Source organism: Pseudomonas phytophila, assembly GCF_025643095.1.
Taxonomy (GTDB): Bacteria; Pseudomonadota; Gammaproteobacteria; order Pseudomonadales; family Pseudomonadaceae; genus Aquipseudomonas; species Aquipseudomonas quasicaspiana.
In genome coordinates this window covers 5,515,640-5,532,884 of sequence record NZ_CP081201.1, presented here as the reverse complement: position 1 = coordinate 5,532,884, position 17,245 = coordinate 5,515,640, and the positions used below count along the sequence as shown (strand labels likewise).

The window sequence follows — 17,245 nt, the reverse complement described above, 5'->3', positions numbered from 1 at the left end:
GCGAATGCGATAGGCAGGCAATAAAAATATATCGGCTGTACTGGCCTCTTCGCGAATGAATTCGCTCCCACAGGGCCATCATGAGCTTGATCTTAACGTCAATCTTCGGAAGGGTTTTTAGCGTGAAGTCAGGTAAGCCAAATCTCTGGGTGCGAATTCATGCTCTTGGCCACAGCAAACCGGTGGGAGCGAATTCATTCGCGAATGCGATAGGCCAGGCAATAAAAACATATCGGCTGTACTGGCCTCTTCGCGAATGAATTCGCTCCCACGGGGCCATCATGAGCTTGATCTTAACGTCAATCTTCGGAAGGGTTTTTAGCGTGAATTCAGGCAAACCAAATCTCTGGGTGCGAATTCATGCTCTTGGCCACAGCGAACCGGTGGGAGCGAATTCATTCGCGAATGCGATAGGCCAGGCAATAAAAATATATCGGCTGTACTGGCCTCTTCGCGAATGAATTCGCTTGTATGGTTAGACTTGAAGGGGTGGTGGGACGAACAGTTCGCATCTGACTGCTGCAACAGTACAGACCGTGGGAGACCTCGCCCCACCCCTTCCACCAAAAGCGCCGATAAAGAATGCTTCGTTCAAGCGACGATAGAAACAAGCCTGCGCCTCTGGGTGAACCCCCAACAAGTCGTCAAACCTTAGCGTGGAGAAATGCTCATGGCAATGCGTGTTTCGAAGTCAATCGTAGGCGTGGATGTCGCCAAAGTTGAGCTCGTTACCTACCAGGCAGATCCGGATCTGCTCACCTCGATAACCAACGAAAAGCCTGCCATAAAACGCTGGCTTAAACGTTACCGAGGACCACCGCCATTGCTGTTGAAGCGACAAATGTTTATCACGTCGATCTGGTCGAGCTGGCTTACGAGTCTGGTTTCGACGTCTACATCATCGATGGTTTTCAACTCAGTAATTACCGTAAAGGTGTCGGTGGCCGTAGTAAAACAGACGCATCTGATGCCCGTCTTCTTGCCCGATTTCTGAAAAACGAAGGCGAAAATCTTCGCCCCTGGACGCCGCCCCCAGCAGTCTACGGAAAGCTGCAAAGCCTTCTGCGACGCAGGGCTTCACTGATTCAAGCCAAAACCAGCCTGACCCAGAGCTGGGCAAATGACACCAGCTTGAAGGCGTCATTTGCAGCCTTCCTCAAGTCAATCGAACGGCTGGACCTGCTGGTCAAGGCAAAGCTCAAAGATGCCTTGCGCGAAGCCGGCCTGCTGGAGCAAGTGGCCCGTTGCCAAGCTGTTGAAGGTATCGGCTTCCTGACCGCGACAGCTCTGGTCATGGCTTACAACCGAGGCGACTTCAAGAGCGGCGACTCCTACATTGCTTTTTTGGGCATGGATCTGAGAGTGACCGATTCTGGCCAAAAAAATGGCCGTAGGTTCCTAACCAAACGAGGCTGCTCGGAGATTCGCCGATTGCTGCACAACGCAGCAATGTCGGCCAGCCGATCGAGTGCCTGGAAAGAGTTTTACGACCATCATCGCAGCCGCGGAAAAGCAACCACACAGGTACTTGTGATGCTCGCTCGCAAACTCGCTCGGGTGGCGTTCGCCCTGATGAAAAATCAGAGCGAATATCAACCCAAAGGGTGGGTTATGGCTTGATCACAACCATAGAATCTCCCACAGTTGGTCCCCATTTACCCCGATAAATCGTAGGATCCGGCGCTACCCCAACCCATTCCAGAACGCCTCGGCGAAATCACTCAGAGGAGTGCGGGCGCGGAACAGGCGGATTTCCACTTGGATGTCCCAGGTTTCTTCCAGGGCCCGAACCAACCGGTTCTGGCTCATTTCAGACTCAGCCAACGTGCGCGGCAACCACGCCATGCCTTTGCCTTCCTGCACCATCGACAGCAGCACCGCCGCCAGGTGGGAACTGAACAGGGTTTGCAGGGGCTGCTCGGGCTGCGAACGATTGAGACGCCAGTTGATGATCCTGCCCAGCCCTGAATCTGCGGTGTAGCCCAGATAATCCAGCGGTTGATTGGGTTCCCCGCTGCGCTGACCCGGTGCGCGCAGGGGCAGGAGCACATCAAGGCCTACCGCTTTACCCAGAAACTGCTCACTGGCAAATCGTGGCGGAACGTCCGGGTGATGGTGGCAAAGCAGGAACTGCACCTCGCCATTCAGCAGCATTTGCTCGCAGGAGCGCATGTTGTCCGAATGCAGGCGTACGCCTTCGATGGGCGCTTCACGCTCAATGCTCCGGATCCAGCCGGGAAAAAACGTGAACGACAGTGAATGAGTCGCCGCGAAATACAGCGTGCGCAGCTGTTTGCCTGCCAACTCGCGCGCATCCAGACGCATTTGGTGCAGGCGGCGGGTCATGTCCTGCGCGTTACCGAGCATCTGCCTGCCGACGTCGGTCAGGGTCGCACCATGGGTGGTGCGTTCGAACAACTCAACGCCCATCCAGTTTTCCAGCGACTTGATCCGGCGGCTGAACGCCGGTTGGGTGACATGGCGTGAGTCAGCCGCACGAGAGAAGTTTTCCAGTTCTGCCAGTGCAACAAAGTCTTCCAGCCAAGCGAGTTCCATGAGCGATGCCACCTGTGCATGAGGTGCTCGATTATAAGCATTGGCTGCGCCTGGACCGCTAGCCCTAGAGTTCTCTGGCATCGGCAACAACCTAATAATCAGAGAGGACTCATCCCATGCGCATCGTGGACATTCGCGAGAAAACCGTTTCTATCGCATCGCCTATTGCCAACGCCTACATCGACTTTTCAAAAATGACCTGCTCGGTTGTTGCCGTCATCACCGACGTAATTCGCGATGGCAAACCGGTCATCGGTTATGGCTTCAACTCCAACGGGCGTTACGGCCAGGGCGCGCTGATGCGGGACCGGTTTCTGGCACGTGTCGCCGAAGCGGACCCCGAGAGCCTGATCGACCACGAGCGCAACAACCTCGACCCGTTCGCCATCTGGAAAACCCTGATGACCAACGAAAAGCCAGGCGGCCACGGCGAGCGTTCGGTGGCAGTCGGCACCATCGACATGGCGGTGTGGGACGCGGTTGCGAAGATTGAAGGCAAGCCGCTGTATCGCGTGTTGGCTGATCGGTATCGCGACGGAGTTGCCGATGACAAGGTCTGGGTCTATGCGGCGGGCGGTTATTACTATCCGGGCAAGGACCAGACCAAGCTCAAGGCCGAAATGCAGAGTTATCTGGACCGCGGCTACGACGTGGTGAAGATGAAAATCGGTGCCGTGCCGCTGGACGAAGACATTCGCCGAATCGAAGCCGTGCTGGAAGTGGTGGGCGATGGCCGTCGTCTGGCCGTGGACGCCAACGGTCGCTTCGACCTGAAAACCTCGATTGCCTATGCCGAGGCCATCAAACCCTACAACCTGTTCTGGTACGAAGAGGCGGGCGATCCGCTGGATTACGCGCTCCAGGCTGAACTGGCCAACCACTATGACCTGCCCATGGCGACCGGGGAAAACCTGTTCTCCCATCAGGACGCCCGCAACCTGCTGCGCCATGGCGGCATGCGCCCTGATCGCGACTTTGTGCAGTTCGACTGCGCGCTGTCTTACGGGCTGGTGGAATACCTGCGCACCCTCGACGTCATGAACGAACTGGGCTGGTCATCGCGCCGCGTCGTCCCCCATGGCGGCCACCAGATGTCGCTGAACCTTGCAGCAGGCCTGCACCTGGGCGGCAACGAGTCCTATCCCGACGTATTTCAGCCATTTGGTGGTTTCGCCGACGGCATCAAAGTCGAGAACAGCTACGTCGGCTTGCCGGACATCCCGGGTGTCGGTTTCGAAGCCAAGTCTGCGCTGTACGCCGTGATGCGCGAGCTGGGTGAGGGGGCTTGATAGTGAATTAACCCTTACCCCTGTAGGAGCTGCCGAAGGCTGCGAAAAGGTTGTGTCTGGCACACCGCGATTTGCAGCCTTCGGCAGCTCTGACAGAGGCCCGGATTGATGAAATTCCTCATACAACAACAAGATCGAGGTTCTCATGAACGACACACCTACACGCTGGTACGGCCAGCTGTATGTCCAGGTGCTGATCGGTATCGTTATTGGCGGTGCGATTGGTTTCTTCCTTCCTGACATCGGCGCAAAGCTGCAACCCCTCGCCGATGGCTTCATCAAACTGATCAAGATGCTGCTGGCGCCGATCATTTTCGGCACCGTGGTGGTCGGCATCGCCAAGATGGGCAGCATCAAGGAGGTCGGCCGTATTGGCGGCAAGGCGCTGATCTACTTTGAGGTGTTATCGACGTTGGCGCTGGTTATCGGCCTTGTCGTGGTCAATGTGCTCAAGCCCGGCGTCGGCATGAACATCGACGTCAACAGCCTCAATGCCAGCGCGGTCAATGGCTACACCCAGGCAGCTGCGGCGCAGGGCGGGGTGATCGAGTTCTTCATGGGCATCATACCTACCACGCTGTTCGATGCCTTCGCCAAAGGCGCGATGTTGCAGGTGATTCTGGTCTCGGTCCTGATGGGCGTAGCGCTGGTGCAGTTGGGGGAAACCGGCAAGCCGCTGGTCAACGTCATCGACCTTTTGCTGCAAACCCTGTTTCGCATTGTCGCGATGGTCATGAAACTCGCCCCTCTGGGTGCGGGCGCAGGCATGGCATTCACCATCGGCAAGTACGGCATCGGCACACTGATGTCGTTGGGGCAGTTGATCATCGCCCTATATGTCACGACGCTGTTCTTCATCGTTGTAGTACTGGGCAGTGTGGCGCGCTGGTCGGGCTTGCCGCTGTTGCAGTTCCTGCGCTACTTCAAAGATGAAATCCTCGTCACCCTCGGGACCTGCTCAACCGAAGCCGTGTTGCCACGCATGATGGTCAAGCTGGAAAAACTGGGCTGCAAAAAGTCGGTGGTGGGTATGGTCTTGCCAACGGGCTACACCTTCAACTCCGATGGCACCTGTATCTACCTGACCATGGCGGCGATCTTTGTGGCGCAGGCAACCAACACGCCGCTGACCTTAATGGATCAACTGGTGGTGCTAGGCGTGTTGTTGCTGACATCGAAAGGTTCGGCGGGCGTTGCGGGTGCAGGCTTTGTCACCCTGGCCGCAACGCTGTCGGTCATTGGCGATATCCCGCTGGTGGGCCTGGTATTGTTGCTGGGTGTCGACCGCTTCCTCAACGAAGCGCGGGCGGTGACCAACCTGATCGGTAATGGCATCGGCACCATCGCGATTGCCAAATGGGATGGTTCGTTTGATCAGGCACAGGCAGCGCGGGAAATCGCGGCGATGAAAGAGCAGAGTTCGCTGAGGAAAGTGGCGGGTAAAACGGTGAATAAGCTTGTTTGAGGCGCATTCAACCGAATTGAAATGCAATTCCCTGTAGGAGTGAGCTTGCTCGCGATAGCGTTCTGCCTGTCAGTTGCCGGTCGAATGACAGGACGCTATCGCGAGCAAGCTCACTCCTACAGATTTTGTCGTGGCTCTACAATCGAGTAATCAAAAATCCTGCGAGGTCGGGCGCAGCACGATTTCGTTGATGTCCACATCCGCTGGTTGCTCAATCGCAAAGGCAATAGCGCGGGCCACGGAGCTGGCGGGGATAGCCTGTTTGTAGAACTCGCCCACCGCTTCAGCGCTGGCCTGGTGCGAGCTGCCCAGTTTCAGTTCCGAGTCCACTGCACCTGGCTCGATGGTGGTGGTGCGAATGCTGCCGCCGACTTCATGACGAAGCCCTTCGGAAATCGCTCGCACGGCATACTTGGTGCCGCTGTACACCGTGCCGCCCGGGCTGAAGACCTTGATGCCCGCCACCGAAGCGATATTGATGAAGTGGCCGCTGTTCTGTTGCTGAAATACTGGCAGGGTGGCGGCGATGCCGTAGAGCAGGCCTTTGATGTTGATGTCGATCATGCGATCCCATTCATCGGTCTTGCCTTCCGACATCGGTGCAATCGCCATGGCACCTGCGTTGTTGATCAGCACGTCTACACGACCAAAAGTATCGATCGCGCCTTTGATCAACGCATCCACCTCTTCTTTGCGGGTCACGTCTGTCTGATAGGCAACGGCGTTGCCACCTGCTGCGGTGATTTCACTGACCAGCGTGTCCAGGTTCGCCTTGCGACGAGCGCCCAATACAACCTTCGCCCCTAAACCGCCAAGATGACGCGCGGTGGCTTCACCCAGACCGCTGCTTGCACCGGTAATGACGACGACTTTGCCTTCGATGTTATTGCTCATGATCTGAATACCCTTGAGTTGGTTTCGAGAGGGATAACTGCTTTCGAAATCAATTGTGGGCGTCTTCTTCCTGTCGATAAATGGAAGAGATAGGATTAAGGAATTCCAGAAAATGGAATTATTCTGATGCCCTGTCCTTGTCAAGGATCGACCCGTAGGACCGGCTTTAGCCGGGAGGGCTGTGTTTCAGGTCGCACAATTTCATCGTTTGTATTGGCCCTCTCCCGGCTAAAGCCGGTCCTACAGGACAATGCGTATGCAGGAGTTCCCATGCTCAACCGCGTCGAAATGCTGAGAATCTTCTGTGCCGCAGCTGAATCGGGCACCTTCCGCGAAGCCGCGAGCCGTCTGGGCACATCGCCGCAGAGCGTGACCCGAGCCATCAAGGAACTGGAAAACACCCTCGGCGAAATGCTCTTTCACCGCAGCACCCGGCAGATCCATATCACTGCGTTCGGCGAAGACCTGGCACGGCAGGCACGGGAAACCCTGAGCGGCTTTGATCAACTCTTTGCCCGTTACACCGGCGTTGAGAACGATGGTCTGGCCGGTCGGGTCGGTATCACCGCGCCATACGCCATCGGCCGATTGTTCCTGCTGGAATTCCTCAAACCCCTGATGAGCAAACATCCGGAGCTGCGCATCGACGTGCGCTTCGACGATGAAGTGACCGATGCCGTTGAAGCTCAGGTTGATATCGGCATCCGGGTTGGCTACATCCGCGACCGCCGCTATATCGCCAGAGCAGCCGGTACCGTTCCGTTTCATGTAGTGGCCACGCCGCAACTGGTGGCTTCCACCGGGCGGCCATCCTCGTTGGATGAACTCAAGCAGCGCCCGTTATCCGTGCTGATCGACCGTAAAACCGGACGACCATGGCCGTGGGTGTTCGCCGATGGCCAGACGTTTCTGCCGCAATCGGCCGCCTTCACCTGTGACGACCCCGAAGCTGAGCTGGAAATTGTTCTGGCCGGGCTGACTTACGCGCAAATGCCCCGCTATCTGGCCGAGCCCCATTTGCGAGAGGGCAGGCTGGTGGAAGTCATGCCGCAGATCGCGCCCCCGCCATGGGAGCTGTTCGTCTATCGCCCTCAACGCGGCCCCGTCGCTCCGCGCGTTCGCCTGATTTACGACCATCTGCTGGCCAGTTTTTCTGACCCGCTGCGCTTTCCGCAGGGTGCAAGTTAGCCAGCGAATTGAAATGCTCCCACAGACTTAGCGATCAACTGTAGGAGCCGAGCTTGCTCGCGAAGAACGATGACGCGGTGCACTTGAATACCTCATCGACTGATTCGGGGCCAAGCAACGCTCCAGCAGAGAATGCCATCGGCCATAGAGCGAGCAGGCCAAAATAGAATCTCCCACAGAGAAACGCTCAAAAAAGCCCATACCTTCAAGTTTTATCTATCGATTGACAGAGTATGTCTATCGACACCCAAGACTTAGCTTATTAGCTCTCTTCTCAAAGGGCGTCTAGGCTTGTTCTGGCGCTGGTGAGCCAGTTGCCGTTTTATTTAAGTTTCCGTGTGGCGACAGCGAGGTGCTGATCCCGCGCTGGCCATGCAAGTTGTGCCGTGATGAACCACATCGCCGCTTGAAGTCCGGAACGGGCCAGGCAGCGCATGAACTCGACCAAAGGTAAATAAAACATGTCGACTGAATCGAAATGCCCCTTTAATCACGCTGCTGCAGGTGGCGGTACGACCAACCGCGACTGGTGGCCGAACCAGCTTAATCTGAAGATCCTGCATCAGCACTCATCGCTGTCCGACCCGATGGGCGAAAACTTCGACTATGCCGCTGCCTTCAAAAGCCTTGATCTGGAAGCGGTAAAGCAAGACCTTCGTGCGCTGATGACTGACTCGCAGGACTGGTGGCCAGCCGACTTTGGTCACTACGGCCCGCTGTTCATCCGTATGGCCTGGCACAGTGCCGGGACCTACCGTACCGCTGACGGTCGTGGCGGTGCGGGCGCGGGGCAACAACGCTTTGCGCCGCTCAACAGCTGGCCGGACAACGTCAGCCTCGACAAAGCGCGCCGCCTGATCTGGCCGATCAAGCAAAAGTACGGCCGCAAGATTTCCTGGGCCGACCTCATCATCCTCACCGGTAACGTCGCGCTGGAGACCATGGGCTTCAAACCGTTCGGTTTCTCCGGTGGGCGTGCTGACGTCTGGGAGCCGGAAGAAGCGGTTTACTGGGGCTCTGAGAAAACCTGGCTGGGCGGCGACACGCGCTACGGCAAGGAAGCACAGCCTGAAGGCGAAGGCGTGCTGGTGGCCGATGCAGGCAAGCACGGTACAGAAGAAAGCCGCAACGACGCGCCAGGCCGTGACCTGGAAAACCCGTTGGCCGCCGTGCAAATGGGTCTGATCTATGTGAACCCGGAGGGGCCTGAAGGCAACCCGGACCCGGTGGCCTCGGCCAAAGATATCCGCGAAACCTTCGGCCGCATGGCGATGAACGACGAAGAAACCGTGGCCCTGATCGCGGGCGGTCACGCCTTCGGTAAAACCCACGGCGCTGGCCCGGCTGACAACGTTGGCGCTGAGCCCGAAGCGGCAGACATCGAGCAGCAAGGTCTGGGCTGGAAGAGCACGTTCGGTAGCGGTAAGGGTGGCGACACCATTACCAGCGGTCTGGAAGTGACCTGGACCACCACGCCGACCCAGTGGAGCAACAACTACCTCGAAAACCTTTTCGGTTTCGAGTGGGAACTGTTCAAAAGCCCGGCGGGTGCCCATCAATGGCGTCCAAAAGACGGCGCTGGTGCCGGTCTGATTCCCGATGCCCATGATCCGTCCAAGCGCCACACACCGACCATGTTGACCTCTGACCTGGCGCTGCGTTTTGACCCGGCTTACGAAGTGATTTCCCGTCGCTTCCTCGCCAATCCGGACCAATTGACCGACGCCTTTGCTCGCGCCTGGTTCAAGCTGACCCACCGTGACATGGGGCCGCTGTCTCGTTATCTCGGCCCGGAAATGCCGGCCGAAGAACTGCTGTGGCAAGACCCTATTCCAGACGTCGATCACGCGTTGGTCGACGAAAACGACGTGGCTGCACTGAAAGCCAAAGTCCTGGCTTCGGGCTTGTCTGTTTCGCAGCTGGTTTCCACTGCGTGGGCGGCGGCGTCCAGCTTCCGCGGCTCCGACAAGCGCGGCGGTGCCAACGGCGGGCGTCTGCGTCTCGCGCCGCAGAAATTCTGGCAAGCCAACCAGCCGGAGCAACTGGCGCATGTGCTGGCAAAACTGGAAAGCATCCAGAGCGAGTTCAACGGTGCGCAGGCAGGCGGCAAGAAAATCTCCCTCGCTGACCTGATCGTACTGGCCGGTTCTGCGGGTGTTGAGCAGGCAGCGAAAAACGCCGGTCATGCCGTCACCGTTCCGTTCGCGCCGGGGCGTGCCGACGCTTCGCAAGAGCAGACGGATGTCGAGTCGTTCGGTTTCCTGGAGCCTGTCGCTGATGGCTTCCGTAACTTCCAGAAGGGCCGTTTTGGTTCGTCGGCTGAAGCGCTGCTGGTCGACAAGGCCCAACTGCTGAACCTGACTGCGCCGGAAATGACCGTGCTGGTCGGCGGCCTGCGCGTGCTGAACACCAACGTCGGCCAAACCCGACATGGCGTGTTTACTCAGCGTCCGGAAACCCTGACCAACGACTTCTTCGTCAACCTGCTGGACATGAGCACCGAGTGGCGCGCTGTGTCTGACGCCAAGGACGAGTTCGAAGGCCGTGACCGCAAGACCGGTGCTGTGAAATGGACCGGCACTCGCGTCGATCTGGTGTTCGGCTCCCACGCCCAGTTGCGTGCGCTGGCCGAGGTGTATGCCGCGGGTGATGCGCAAGAGAAGTTCGTCAGCGATTTCGTCGCGGCCTGGACCAAAGTGATGAACCTTGATCGCTTTGACCTTGCCTGATGTAAACGCTTGAACCCAAAAGCCCCGGTCTGAGTCATCAGGTCGGGGCTTTTTTATTGCCGGAGGTGTTTGATGAGCAGCGACCTGCGTGACGTCTACCAAGGTTACATCGCCTGCCTGAATCAGCAGGACTGGCCTGCGCTGGGCCAGTTTGTTGATGAAAACGTGACTTACAACGACCAGCGAGTTGGCCTGACCGGCTACCGCGAAATGCTCGAACGAGACTACCGGCAGATTCCGGACCTGCATTTCAACATACGATTTTTAATCGCCGACCCCGAACACATCGCCGCCCGCCTTGACTTCGACTGCACCCCGATTGGGGATTTCATGGGCTTGCCGGTCAATGGCCGGAAAGTGCAGTTCAGCGAAAACGTGTTTTACCGGTTTAAAGAGGGGAAGATCGTTGAGGTGTGGTCGGTGATTGATAAGGCAGCAGTTGAAGTGCAGCTTTGATACAAGCGCTCCAACAGGCAGAGGCATTATCGGTAGGAGCGAACTTGTTCGCGAAGCGTTGTGCCTGACACACCGCCTCGCCAACAAGTTGTCTCCTACCGGAATGTGTTGTCTGTCTGAATTAGAGCGTCCACTTCACCGAGAACATCAGATTACGTGGGTCGCCATAAACGCCGCTGCCCGAGCCAGTCGGAATGCCCTGCCAGTATTTGGTATCGAACACGTTGTTGAAGTTGACTCGACCGTCCCAGTGCTCGTCGAATTTGTAGCCTGCCATCAGGCCCACGACCGAGTAAGCGTCCTGAGTGGCGTGGCCGTTGGCGGTACCCACCCTGTTAAAGGTGTCGCTCTGGGCAAGAACGTCAGCACCGACACGCCATTTGTTGAGGTCACCTTCCAGGTTGTAGCTGGTCGCGGCTTTGAACAGTTGCTTTGGCTGATCTGGACCAAACCGTCTGCCTTCGTTGTCCGCATCCTTTACGTACTGGCTCAGCAGGTAAGTGTAGGCTGCAGAGACTTGCCAGTTCGGGGTAATCGCGCCGCTAATTTCCGTATCGATCCCGCGACTGCGAACTTCGCCTGCCGCTTGGTTACAAGTACGACTTTGTTGAGTGCAACTGGCTGGTTGAGGGGTGATCGCATATGCACGGTTTTCCTGCGTCATGTCGAACAACGCCACCGACGCGTTCAGCGCTCCATCGAAATATTCGCCCTTCAGACCGATTTCATAGCTTTCGCCTGTCATCGGTTTCAATGCTGAGCCAGCAATGTTCTGTTCGCTCTGCGGCTTGAAAATTTCGGTGTAGCTGGCATAGACCGAGTAAGTATCGTTCAGGTCGTAGATGACGCCCGCGTACGGTGTAACCTCCTGAGTGACCTTGTAGTCGCCTGTGCCGCTTTGGTTGTCGTAGTCATACCAGCTCAACCGGCTACCGACGATCACATGCAGTGGGTCGATCGGGTTAAAGCGGGCTACTGCATAAGCCGCATTTTCAGTTGCGACGTTTTTGCTCGCATAGGCAGTTCGTGTATCTGCCGTTGGCTTAGGCACAGTGCCTGGGTTGATGTTAAAGGGGTCGACTGCGTAACCAGCCCAAAAGCCACCACGCTGATCGAATTTTTCCTGACGATGGCTGACGCCAACGCTCAGATCATGTTCACGCCCGAACAGGGTGAATGGGCCTGAGAAAGAACCGTCCAAATTGGTTTGTGTGTCTTTGGTGTCATATTGACCAGCGCCCTGTTCATATCCTACGCCAGGATCCGGGAAAGGGAACGACAGGTAGTTGGAAAAGGTGTCTGATTCTGCCCAGATTTTGGACGCTGCCAGCTTGGCGTTCCAACCGTTGTCAAAGCGATGTGTAAGGTCAGTGAATACACTGACGTTGTCCCGATTCCAGTAGGCCCAGTCGCCACTCAGGAACGTCGAACGCGAGAACCCAAGATTCTCGCCATTACGGCCTGAGGGCAGGCTGCCCCAATCTGAAGTCGCGTCATCTTTTTGTTTCGACGCACCAATGGTCCAGGTGGTCGCATCGTTCAGGTCGGCCTCAAGGATGCCGTAGAAGGTCTGGCGCTGTTTGTTGCGTTCGTCGACAAAGCTCTTTTCGTCTTGATATGCAGCTACAACGCGACCTCGGACTGTGCCGGAATCGTTGAGCTTGTTGGATGCATCGACTTCGGTACGGTAGCGGTCCCAGCTGCCAGCGCTAGTAGTGATGCTTACTTGTGGTGTTGCTGTCGGGCGTTTGCGTACAAGGTTCAGGGTTGCGGACGGGCTGCCAGAACCCGTCATCAGGCCTGTAGCACCGCGCACGACTTCCACGCGGTCGTAGAGGGCAAGATCCGCTTCAGCCAATGTGTCCTGAGTGAAGGTGCTGAGGATGGTCGGCAACCCGTCATACATCAGGTTATCAATCGTAAAACCACGAGCCAGAAACTGCTGACGGTCCTGACCGAACTTGCGCAACGTCACACCAGGCGCATATTTAACGACGTCGTTCACATCGTTCATGCCCTGATCTTCAATCCGCTGACGCGTGATAACACTCACCGACTGCGGCGTTTCACGAATCGACAACGGCAACTTGGTCGCGGTGCTCATTGAACCCGTGGTGTACGAGTTAGTGCCTTCAGTAGTTGCCACGCCCGCAAGGCCGTAATCAGCATTGATGTTCACGCCGTCCAGCGCAATCGCGCCTTGTGTTGGCTGTGGCTGGATCACGCGTGCCGAATTGCCTTCGACGCTAGCGGTCAGGCCGCTGCCGACCAGCAAACGCTGCAGAGCCTGGGCGGGTTCCAGGTTGCCGCTCACTGTTGGCGCTTGTTTGCCCGCGACCTGCTGTGGGTCGAATGTCACGGTCATGCCGCTGGCCTTACCCAATTGGGCAAGGGAGGCTGCCAAGGGTTGAGCCGGAATATCCAGACGAACCGGCGCCGCGAAAGCGTTGGCGGAAAAACCAAGCGCCAGTGCGATGGTCAAGGCAGATAAGGCGGGACGTGACATTCTGTAATCCTTACGAAAGTCGAGATTAATAAGCGCGCGTTATCGCCTGACACGATGTTTTGAAACAAAAGTTCAAGACAGTGCCGGACTTACTTGGAGCGCAAGATGACGCGATCCTAACAAGGTGTGAATACGACAGCAAATACAAATCGTTATCAGTCATGAGCTTTCTAGTAAAGATTTGCTCACACGCCTTGGCGATTTGACGCTGGTTCAGCGAGTGCTCGTGCAGATCACTTTCTATTCGGTGATGTCATTGGGGCGACCAAACCCTGGTTGGAGCGAGGCTTGCCCGCGAAGAACGATAACGCAGACCTCCCGCAACACCGCGTCGTCCCATTCGCGGGCAAGCCTCGCTCCAACGAGATTGCGATCAACCATTGACCTGCGTCCTGTCCTGCCCCCGGCTGAAATGCTAAATTACCCGCCATGAATTTCTTCCGAACCCATCGCTCGCCCATTGCCTGGATGCTGTACGCCTTCATCCTGTTCAATGGGCTCGCCTGCGCCATGAGTCATGGCCAGATGATGGGGGCGTTTTCCGGGGAGCCCGCAGCGGCGCCTTCCCAGCATGAGCATCACGGCAGCGCTTCCATGAGCGATGCGCATCACGAGATGTCGATGGGCATGTCGATGCCGATAGACAGCGCCAGCAAAACCATGGCGACGCCGGGCAGCCTGCAATCGCTGTTCGGCGACTGTTCTTTTGCCGGGACGTTGACCCTGGCGATGATTTTCTTCGTCGCCCTGAGCTGGTTGATCCGTACCCGCAGTCCTCGTTTCATCTTCCCTACGCTCTGGCCGGGCCTTACGTCGCGCCAGTGTTTCCCCGGGCTTAACCCGCAGGCTCCCTGACGGCACCCACTCGCCGTTAAAAACCAATATCGATTTTTTGCCTCGCCGGGATTCGTCCCGGTCGGGCGCGTTTAGCCGTTGGTGAGCCCTATGTCTGCTTTACCTGCACAGTCGTCGTCGAGTGCGTTTGTCGCGCTGACGAAACGGCTGCACTTTTACATCGGCCTGTTTATCGGGCCGTTCATTCTGGTCGCGGCACTCAGCGGGGTTATTTATGCCCTGACGCCGCAGATCGAAAAACACCTCTACGCCCATGCCCTGCACACCGAAACCCAAGGCCCGGCCTTGAGTCTCGAAGCCCAGGTGCGTCTGGCTCAGGAGGCCGCCGGTTCCGGGCCGACGGTCGCCGCCGTTCGTCCAGCGCCCAATCAGGGCGATACCACCCGCGTGATGTTCAACGTTCCGGGGTTAGGCGAATCGGAGCACCGTGCGCTGTTTGTCGATCCGGTCAGCGGAGAGATTCGCGGCGACATGAAGGTCTACGGCACCAGCGGAATATTGCCGCTGCGGACCTGGATCGATCAGTTTCACCGCAGCCTGTTGTTGGGTGACGTCGGTCGCATCTACAGCGAACTGGCCGCTTCCTGGCTGTGGGTCGCAGCAGCGGGGGGGATTGTGTTGTGGGCAGTGCGCCGCAAACGTGCTAGGACGCTACGCAGCAGTTTGCGTAGCTGGCATGCCAGCGCCGGGCTGTGGTTGATGCTGGGCTTGTTGTTTTTCTCGGCGACCGGTTTGACCTGGTCGCAGTACGCGGGCGGGAACATTGGTGTGCTGCGCGCTTACTACGGCTGGTCAACGCCCAGCGTTGCGACGACGCTGACGAAACCGGCCGACAGCGCAATGAACATGAACGTACCGATGGACGAGCACGCCGAACATCACATGCACATGGCACCTGCTGCCTCGAACAGCGTGCTGAATCCTGCACTGTTCGACAGCGTTATGGCGACTGCGCGGAGCGCTAATATCGAAGCGGCCAAGGTAGAAATCCGCCCGTCGAGCAAGCCGGATAAAGCCTGGGTAGTCGCCGAGATTGATCGCAGCTGGCCGACCCAGGTCGATGCAGTCTCAATCAATCCGAACACCCTGAAGGTGGTCGATCAGGTTGAGTTTTCCCAATACACGTTGCCTGCCAAGCTCACCCGCTGGGGCATCGACGCGCACATGGGCGTGCTGTTCGGGCTAGCCAATCAGTTGATTCTGGTGTTTTTTGCCAGCGGACTGGTGATGATGGTGATCATCGGTTACCTCATGTGGTGGCGCCGCAGGCCGACCCTCGGGCGGCAGCCGACCGTTGTGGATGCGTGGCGTCAGTCAGGCCTTGTTGCCAAAGCCGCATGGCTGCTCGCGGCAGTGGGACTTGGCATTTGCTTGCCGGTGTTGGGCTGGAGCCTGCTGGCGCTGGTGATCTGCGACCTCATCGTCACGTACCGCGCGCCGTCTGTCGCCTTTGTGCGCAGTCAGGGCCATGCAGAAAGGCCATGAAGCATTTTCTGACATTACTACAGCGACTGTAGGAAATGTCACAGGTAACCTACGCGGCTTTAGCAGCACACAGAATTTGACGACGGGGCAGTTGGTTTGCTCCGTTGTTTTTCAAGAGGCCACACATGAACACATTACTGACCCGCCGCCAGCTTATCGGCGGCTTGAGCGTGCTGAGTCTGGGCGCGCTTGCCGGTTGCGGTGATTCAAACAAGTTGTCGTTCAAGTACGGCAAGGATTTGAGCGACAAAATTCTCGGCCGGACCTTCAAACTGAAGGACCCGCAGGGCAACGTGAAAACCCTGTCGAGCTTTCGCGGCACTATGCCTATGGTGTTTTTCGGCTTCACCCAATGCCCGGCGGTTTGCCCGACAGCGCTGGCGCGTGCGGCGCAGATCAAGAAGTTGATGGGCCCGGATGGCGATACGCTCCAGGTGATCTTCATCACCGTGGACCCGGAGCGCGACAAGCCGCAAATGCTTGATGCTTACGTCAAAGCGTTCGATCCGAGCTTTGTGGCGTTGTACGGCACCCTCGAAGAAACCGCCGCCACGGCCAAAGAGTTTGGCGTGTTCTACGAGAAAATCCCGAGCGGTGACACGTACACCATGTCCCACACCGCCACCAGTTACGTCTTCGACACCCGCGGCGTGCTGCGCCTCGGCCTGTCTCATTCCCTTTCTGCCCAACAGTGCACAGAAGATCTGCTGACTGTCATGGAGGTCTGCTGATGAACCTTGAACGCCCGAAAACATTTCTCAAGCAAGCATTGCTGGGGCTCTCGCTGCTTGGCCTCGTCGCTCAGGCTTCAGCGCAAACGGTTGTTGAAGACGCATGGGTCCGTGCAACGGTGCCGGGGCAGGCGTCCACGGGTGCATTTCTGACGTTGAAGGCCAGTGCCGACAGCAAGTTGCTGGAGGCTCAGTCACCCGTGGCGAAACTCGTGCAGATTCATCAATCGAGCATGAAAGACGATGTGATGAGCATGCATGAAGTGACTTCGGTTGCCTTGCCTGCAGGCCAGCCAGTGGTACTGGACCCGAGCAGTTATCACATCATGCTGATCAACCTTACGGCTCAGGTGAAAGAGGGCGATAAAGTCCCGCTGACCCTGATCGTCGAAGATGGCAAAGGCGTCAAACAGTCGATCGCTGTTGAAGCCACGGCCCGAGCGTTGAATGCACCGGATCATGGCGCGATGCATGATCACAGCAAGATGCACTGATGCTTTGACTGTCGTCGGCAAGCTTCCAGGGCTTGCCGACGACATCAGCTCCGGTTCGCCAGAAACACCAGACTGGGCGCTTGCCCCGGCACATCGTCCAGCACATCAACACGGTTCATGCCGATCTTTTCCAACACGCGAATCGAGGCCTGATGCGTCGGCCTGACCAGCCCGTATACCTTGGGTAGTTTCTGGTCGTTGAACGCATAGTCTAGCGTCGCGCTGGCCAGCTCCGTCGCATAACCCTTGCCCCATGCCGGTACACCGAAGCGATACCCCAGGTTGACCCGCTCGACGTCTAGATACTTCATCAACGCCACACCGCCGAAACCGATGATTTCATCCGGCGCTTCCCGAGTCGCCACCGCCCACCAGCCATAACCCTGTTCCTGCCAGTGACGCATCCAGGCATTCAAAAATATCTGCGCCTGCGCCAGCTCTTTCATCGGGCCGTTGGGATTGAACACGTTGGTGGCTGGATCGCTGTAGATGGCGAACATTGCAGCGAGGTCATAGGGGCGGGGTGGTCGAAGTATTAGTCGTTCGGTGGTTCTTTGCATGGGTGGGTCCAGTTTTCAGCTGTGCTCATCAATGATT

At 57.4% G+C, this 17,245-nt stretch carries 13 protein-coding genes and 1 pseudogene; 10 read left to right on the top strand and 4 right to left on the bottom strand.

Features of this window, described 5'->3' with window-relative positions:
- Positions 1-670 precede the first annotated feature (670 nt).
- Positions 671-1,620: pseudogene (locus tag K3169_RS25050) on the top strand (IS110 family transposase).
- 63 nt (positions 1,621-1,683) lie between these two features.
- Here the strand turns inward: K3169_RS25050 and K3169_RS25045 are convergent.
- Positions 1,684-2,556, bottom strand: a complete 873-nt coding sequence (locus K3169_RS25045; protein ID WP_263268538.1) for a LysR family transcriptional regulator — start codon at positions 2,554-2,556, stop codon at positions 1,684-1,686.
- A 116-nt stretch (positions 2,557-2,672) separates the two neighbouring features.
- On the opposite strand from K3169_RS25045, the gene K3169_RS25040 reads away from it, so the two are divergent.
- Entirely contained in the window at positions 2,673-3,845 is a 1,173-nt protein-coding gene (locus K3169_RS25040) for a mandelate racemase/muconate lactonizing enzyme family protein (protein WP_231666453.1), read from the top strand.
- A gap of 145 nt (positions 3,846-3,990) precedes the next feature.
- On the top strand, positions 3,991-5,310 hold the full coding sequence (dctA, locus tag K3169_RS25035) for a C4-dicarboxylate transporter DctA (protein ID WP_122708488.1): 1,320 nt from the start codon (positions 3,991-3,993) through the stop codon (positions 5,308-5,310).
- 150 nt (positions 5,311-5,460) lie between these two features.
- On the opposite strand, the gene K3169_RS25030 is transcribed toward dctA, so the two are convergent.
- On the bottom strand, positions 5,461-6,204 hold the full coding sequence (locus tag K3169_RS25030; protein WP_263268535.1) for an SDR family oxidoreductase: 744 nt from the start codon (positions 6,202-6,204) through the stop codon (positions 5,461-5,463).
- A 270-nt stretch (positions 6,205-6,474) separates the two neighbouring features.
- On the opposite strand from K3169_RS25030, the gene K3169_RS25025 reads away from it, so the two are divergent.
- The 3 genes from K3169_RS25025 to K3169_RS25015 all read left to right on the top strand — a co-directional run bounded on the left by K3169_RS25025 (position 6,475) and on the right by K3169_RS25015 (position 10,577).
- Entirely contained in the window at positions 6,475-7,392 is a 918-nt protein-coding gene (locus K3169_RS25025) for a LysR family transcriptional regulator (protein WP_263268533.1), read from the top strand.
- Between the two features lie 461 nt (positions 7,393-7,853).
- On the top strand, positions 7,854-10,121 hold the full coding sequence (gene katG, locus K3169_RS25020; protein WP_263268532.1) for a catalase/peroxidase HPI: 2,268 nt from the start codon (positions 7,854-7,856) through the stop codon (positions 10,119-10,121).
- Positions 10,122-10,193: 72 nt separating this feature from the next.
- Positions 10,194-10,577, top strand: coding sequence for an ester cyclase (locus K3169_RS25015; RefSeq protein WP_411567015.1), 384 nt, complete (start codon positions 10,194-10,196; stop codon positions 10,575-10,577).
- Positions 10,578-10,698: 121 nt separating this feature from the next.
- Here K3169_RS25015 and K3169_RS25010 read toward each other — a convergent pair whose 3' ends face one another.
- Positions 10,699-13,083: a TonB-dependent siderophore receptor gene (locus tag K3169_RS25010; RefSeq protein ID WP_263268530.1), complete on the bottom strand. Its 2,385-nt coding sequence runs from the start codon at positions 13,081-13,083 to the stop codon at positions 10,699-10,701.
- 429 nt (positions 13,084-13,512) lie between these two features.
- On the opposite strand from K3169_RS25010, the gene K3169_RS25005 reads away from it, so the two are divergent.
- From K3169_RS25005 to K3169_RS24990, 4 genes are all read left to right on the top strand, one after another.
- The gene (locus K3169_RS25005) at positions 13,513-13,938 is read left to right on the top strand and encodes a DUF2946 domain-containing protein (protein WP_263268528.1); all 426 of its coding nucleotides are present in this window, start codon (positions 13,513-13,515) and stop codon (positions 13,936-13,938) included.
- Positions 13,939-14,028: 90 nt separating this feature from the next.
- Positions 14,029-15,423: a PepSY-associated TM helix domain-containing protein gene (locus tag K3169_RS25000; RefSeq protein ID WP_263268527.1), complete on the top strand. Its 1,395-nt coding sequence runs from the start codon at positions 14,029-14,031 to the stop codon at positions 15,421-15,423.
- A 125-nt stretch (positions 15,424-15,548) separates the two neighbouring features.
- The gene (locus K3169_RS24995; RefSeq protein WP_027902096.1) at positions 15,549-16,154 is read left to right on the top strand and encodes an SCO family protein; all 606 of its coding nucleotides are present in this window, start codon (positions 15,549-15,551) and stop codon (positions 16,152-16,154) included.
- Positions 16,154-16,648, top strand: a complete 495-nt coding sequence (locus tag K3169_RS24990; protein WP_263268526.1) for a copper chaperone PCu(A)C — start codon at positions 16,154-16,156, stop codon at positions 16,646-16,648. The genes K3169_RS24995 and K3169_RS24990 overlap by 1 nt, the downstream gene beginning before the upstream one ends.
- A gap of 44 nt (positions 16,649-16,692) precedes the next feature.
- Here K3169_RS24990 and K3169_RS24985 read toward each other — a convergent pair whose 3' ends face one another.
- Complete coding sequence (locus K3169_RS24985) at positions 16,693-17,208, bottom strand: GNAT family N-acetyltransferase (protein WP_263268525.1); 516 nt, start codon at positions 17,206-17,208, stop codon at positions 16,693-16,695.
- Between the last annotated feature and the right edge of the window lie 37 nt (positions 17,209-17,245).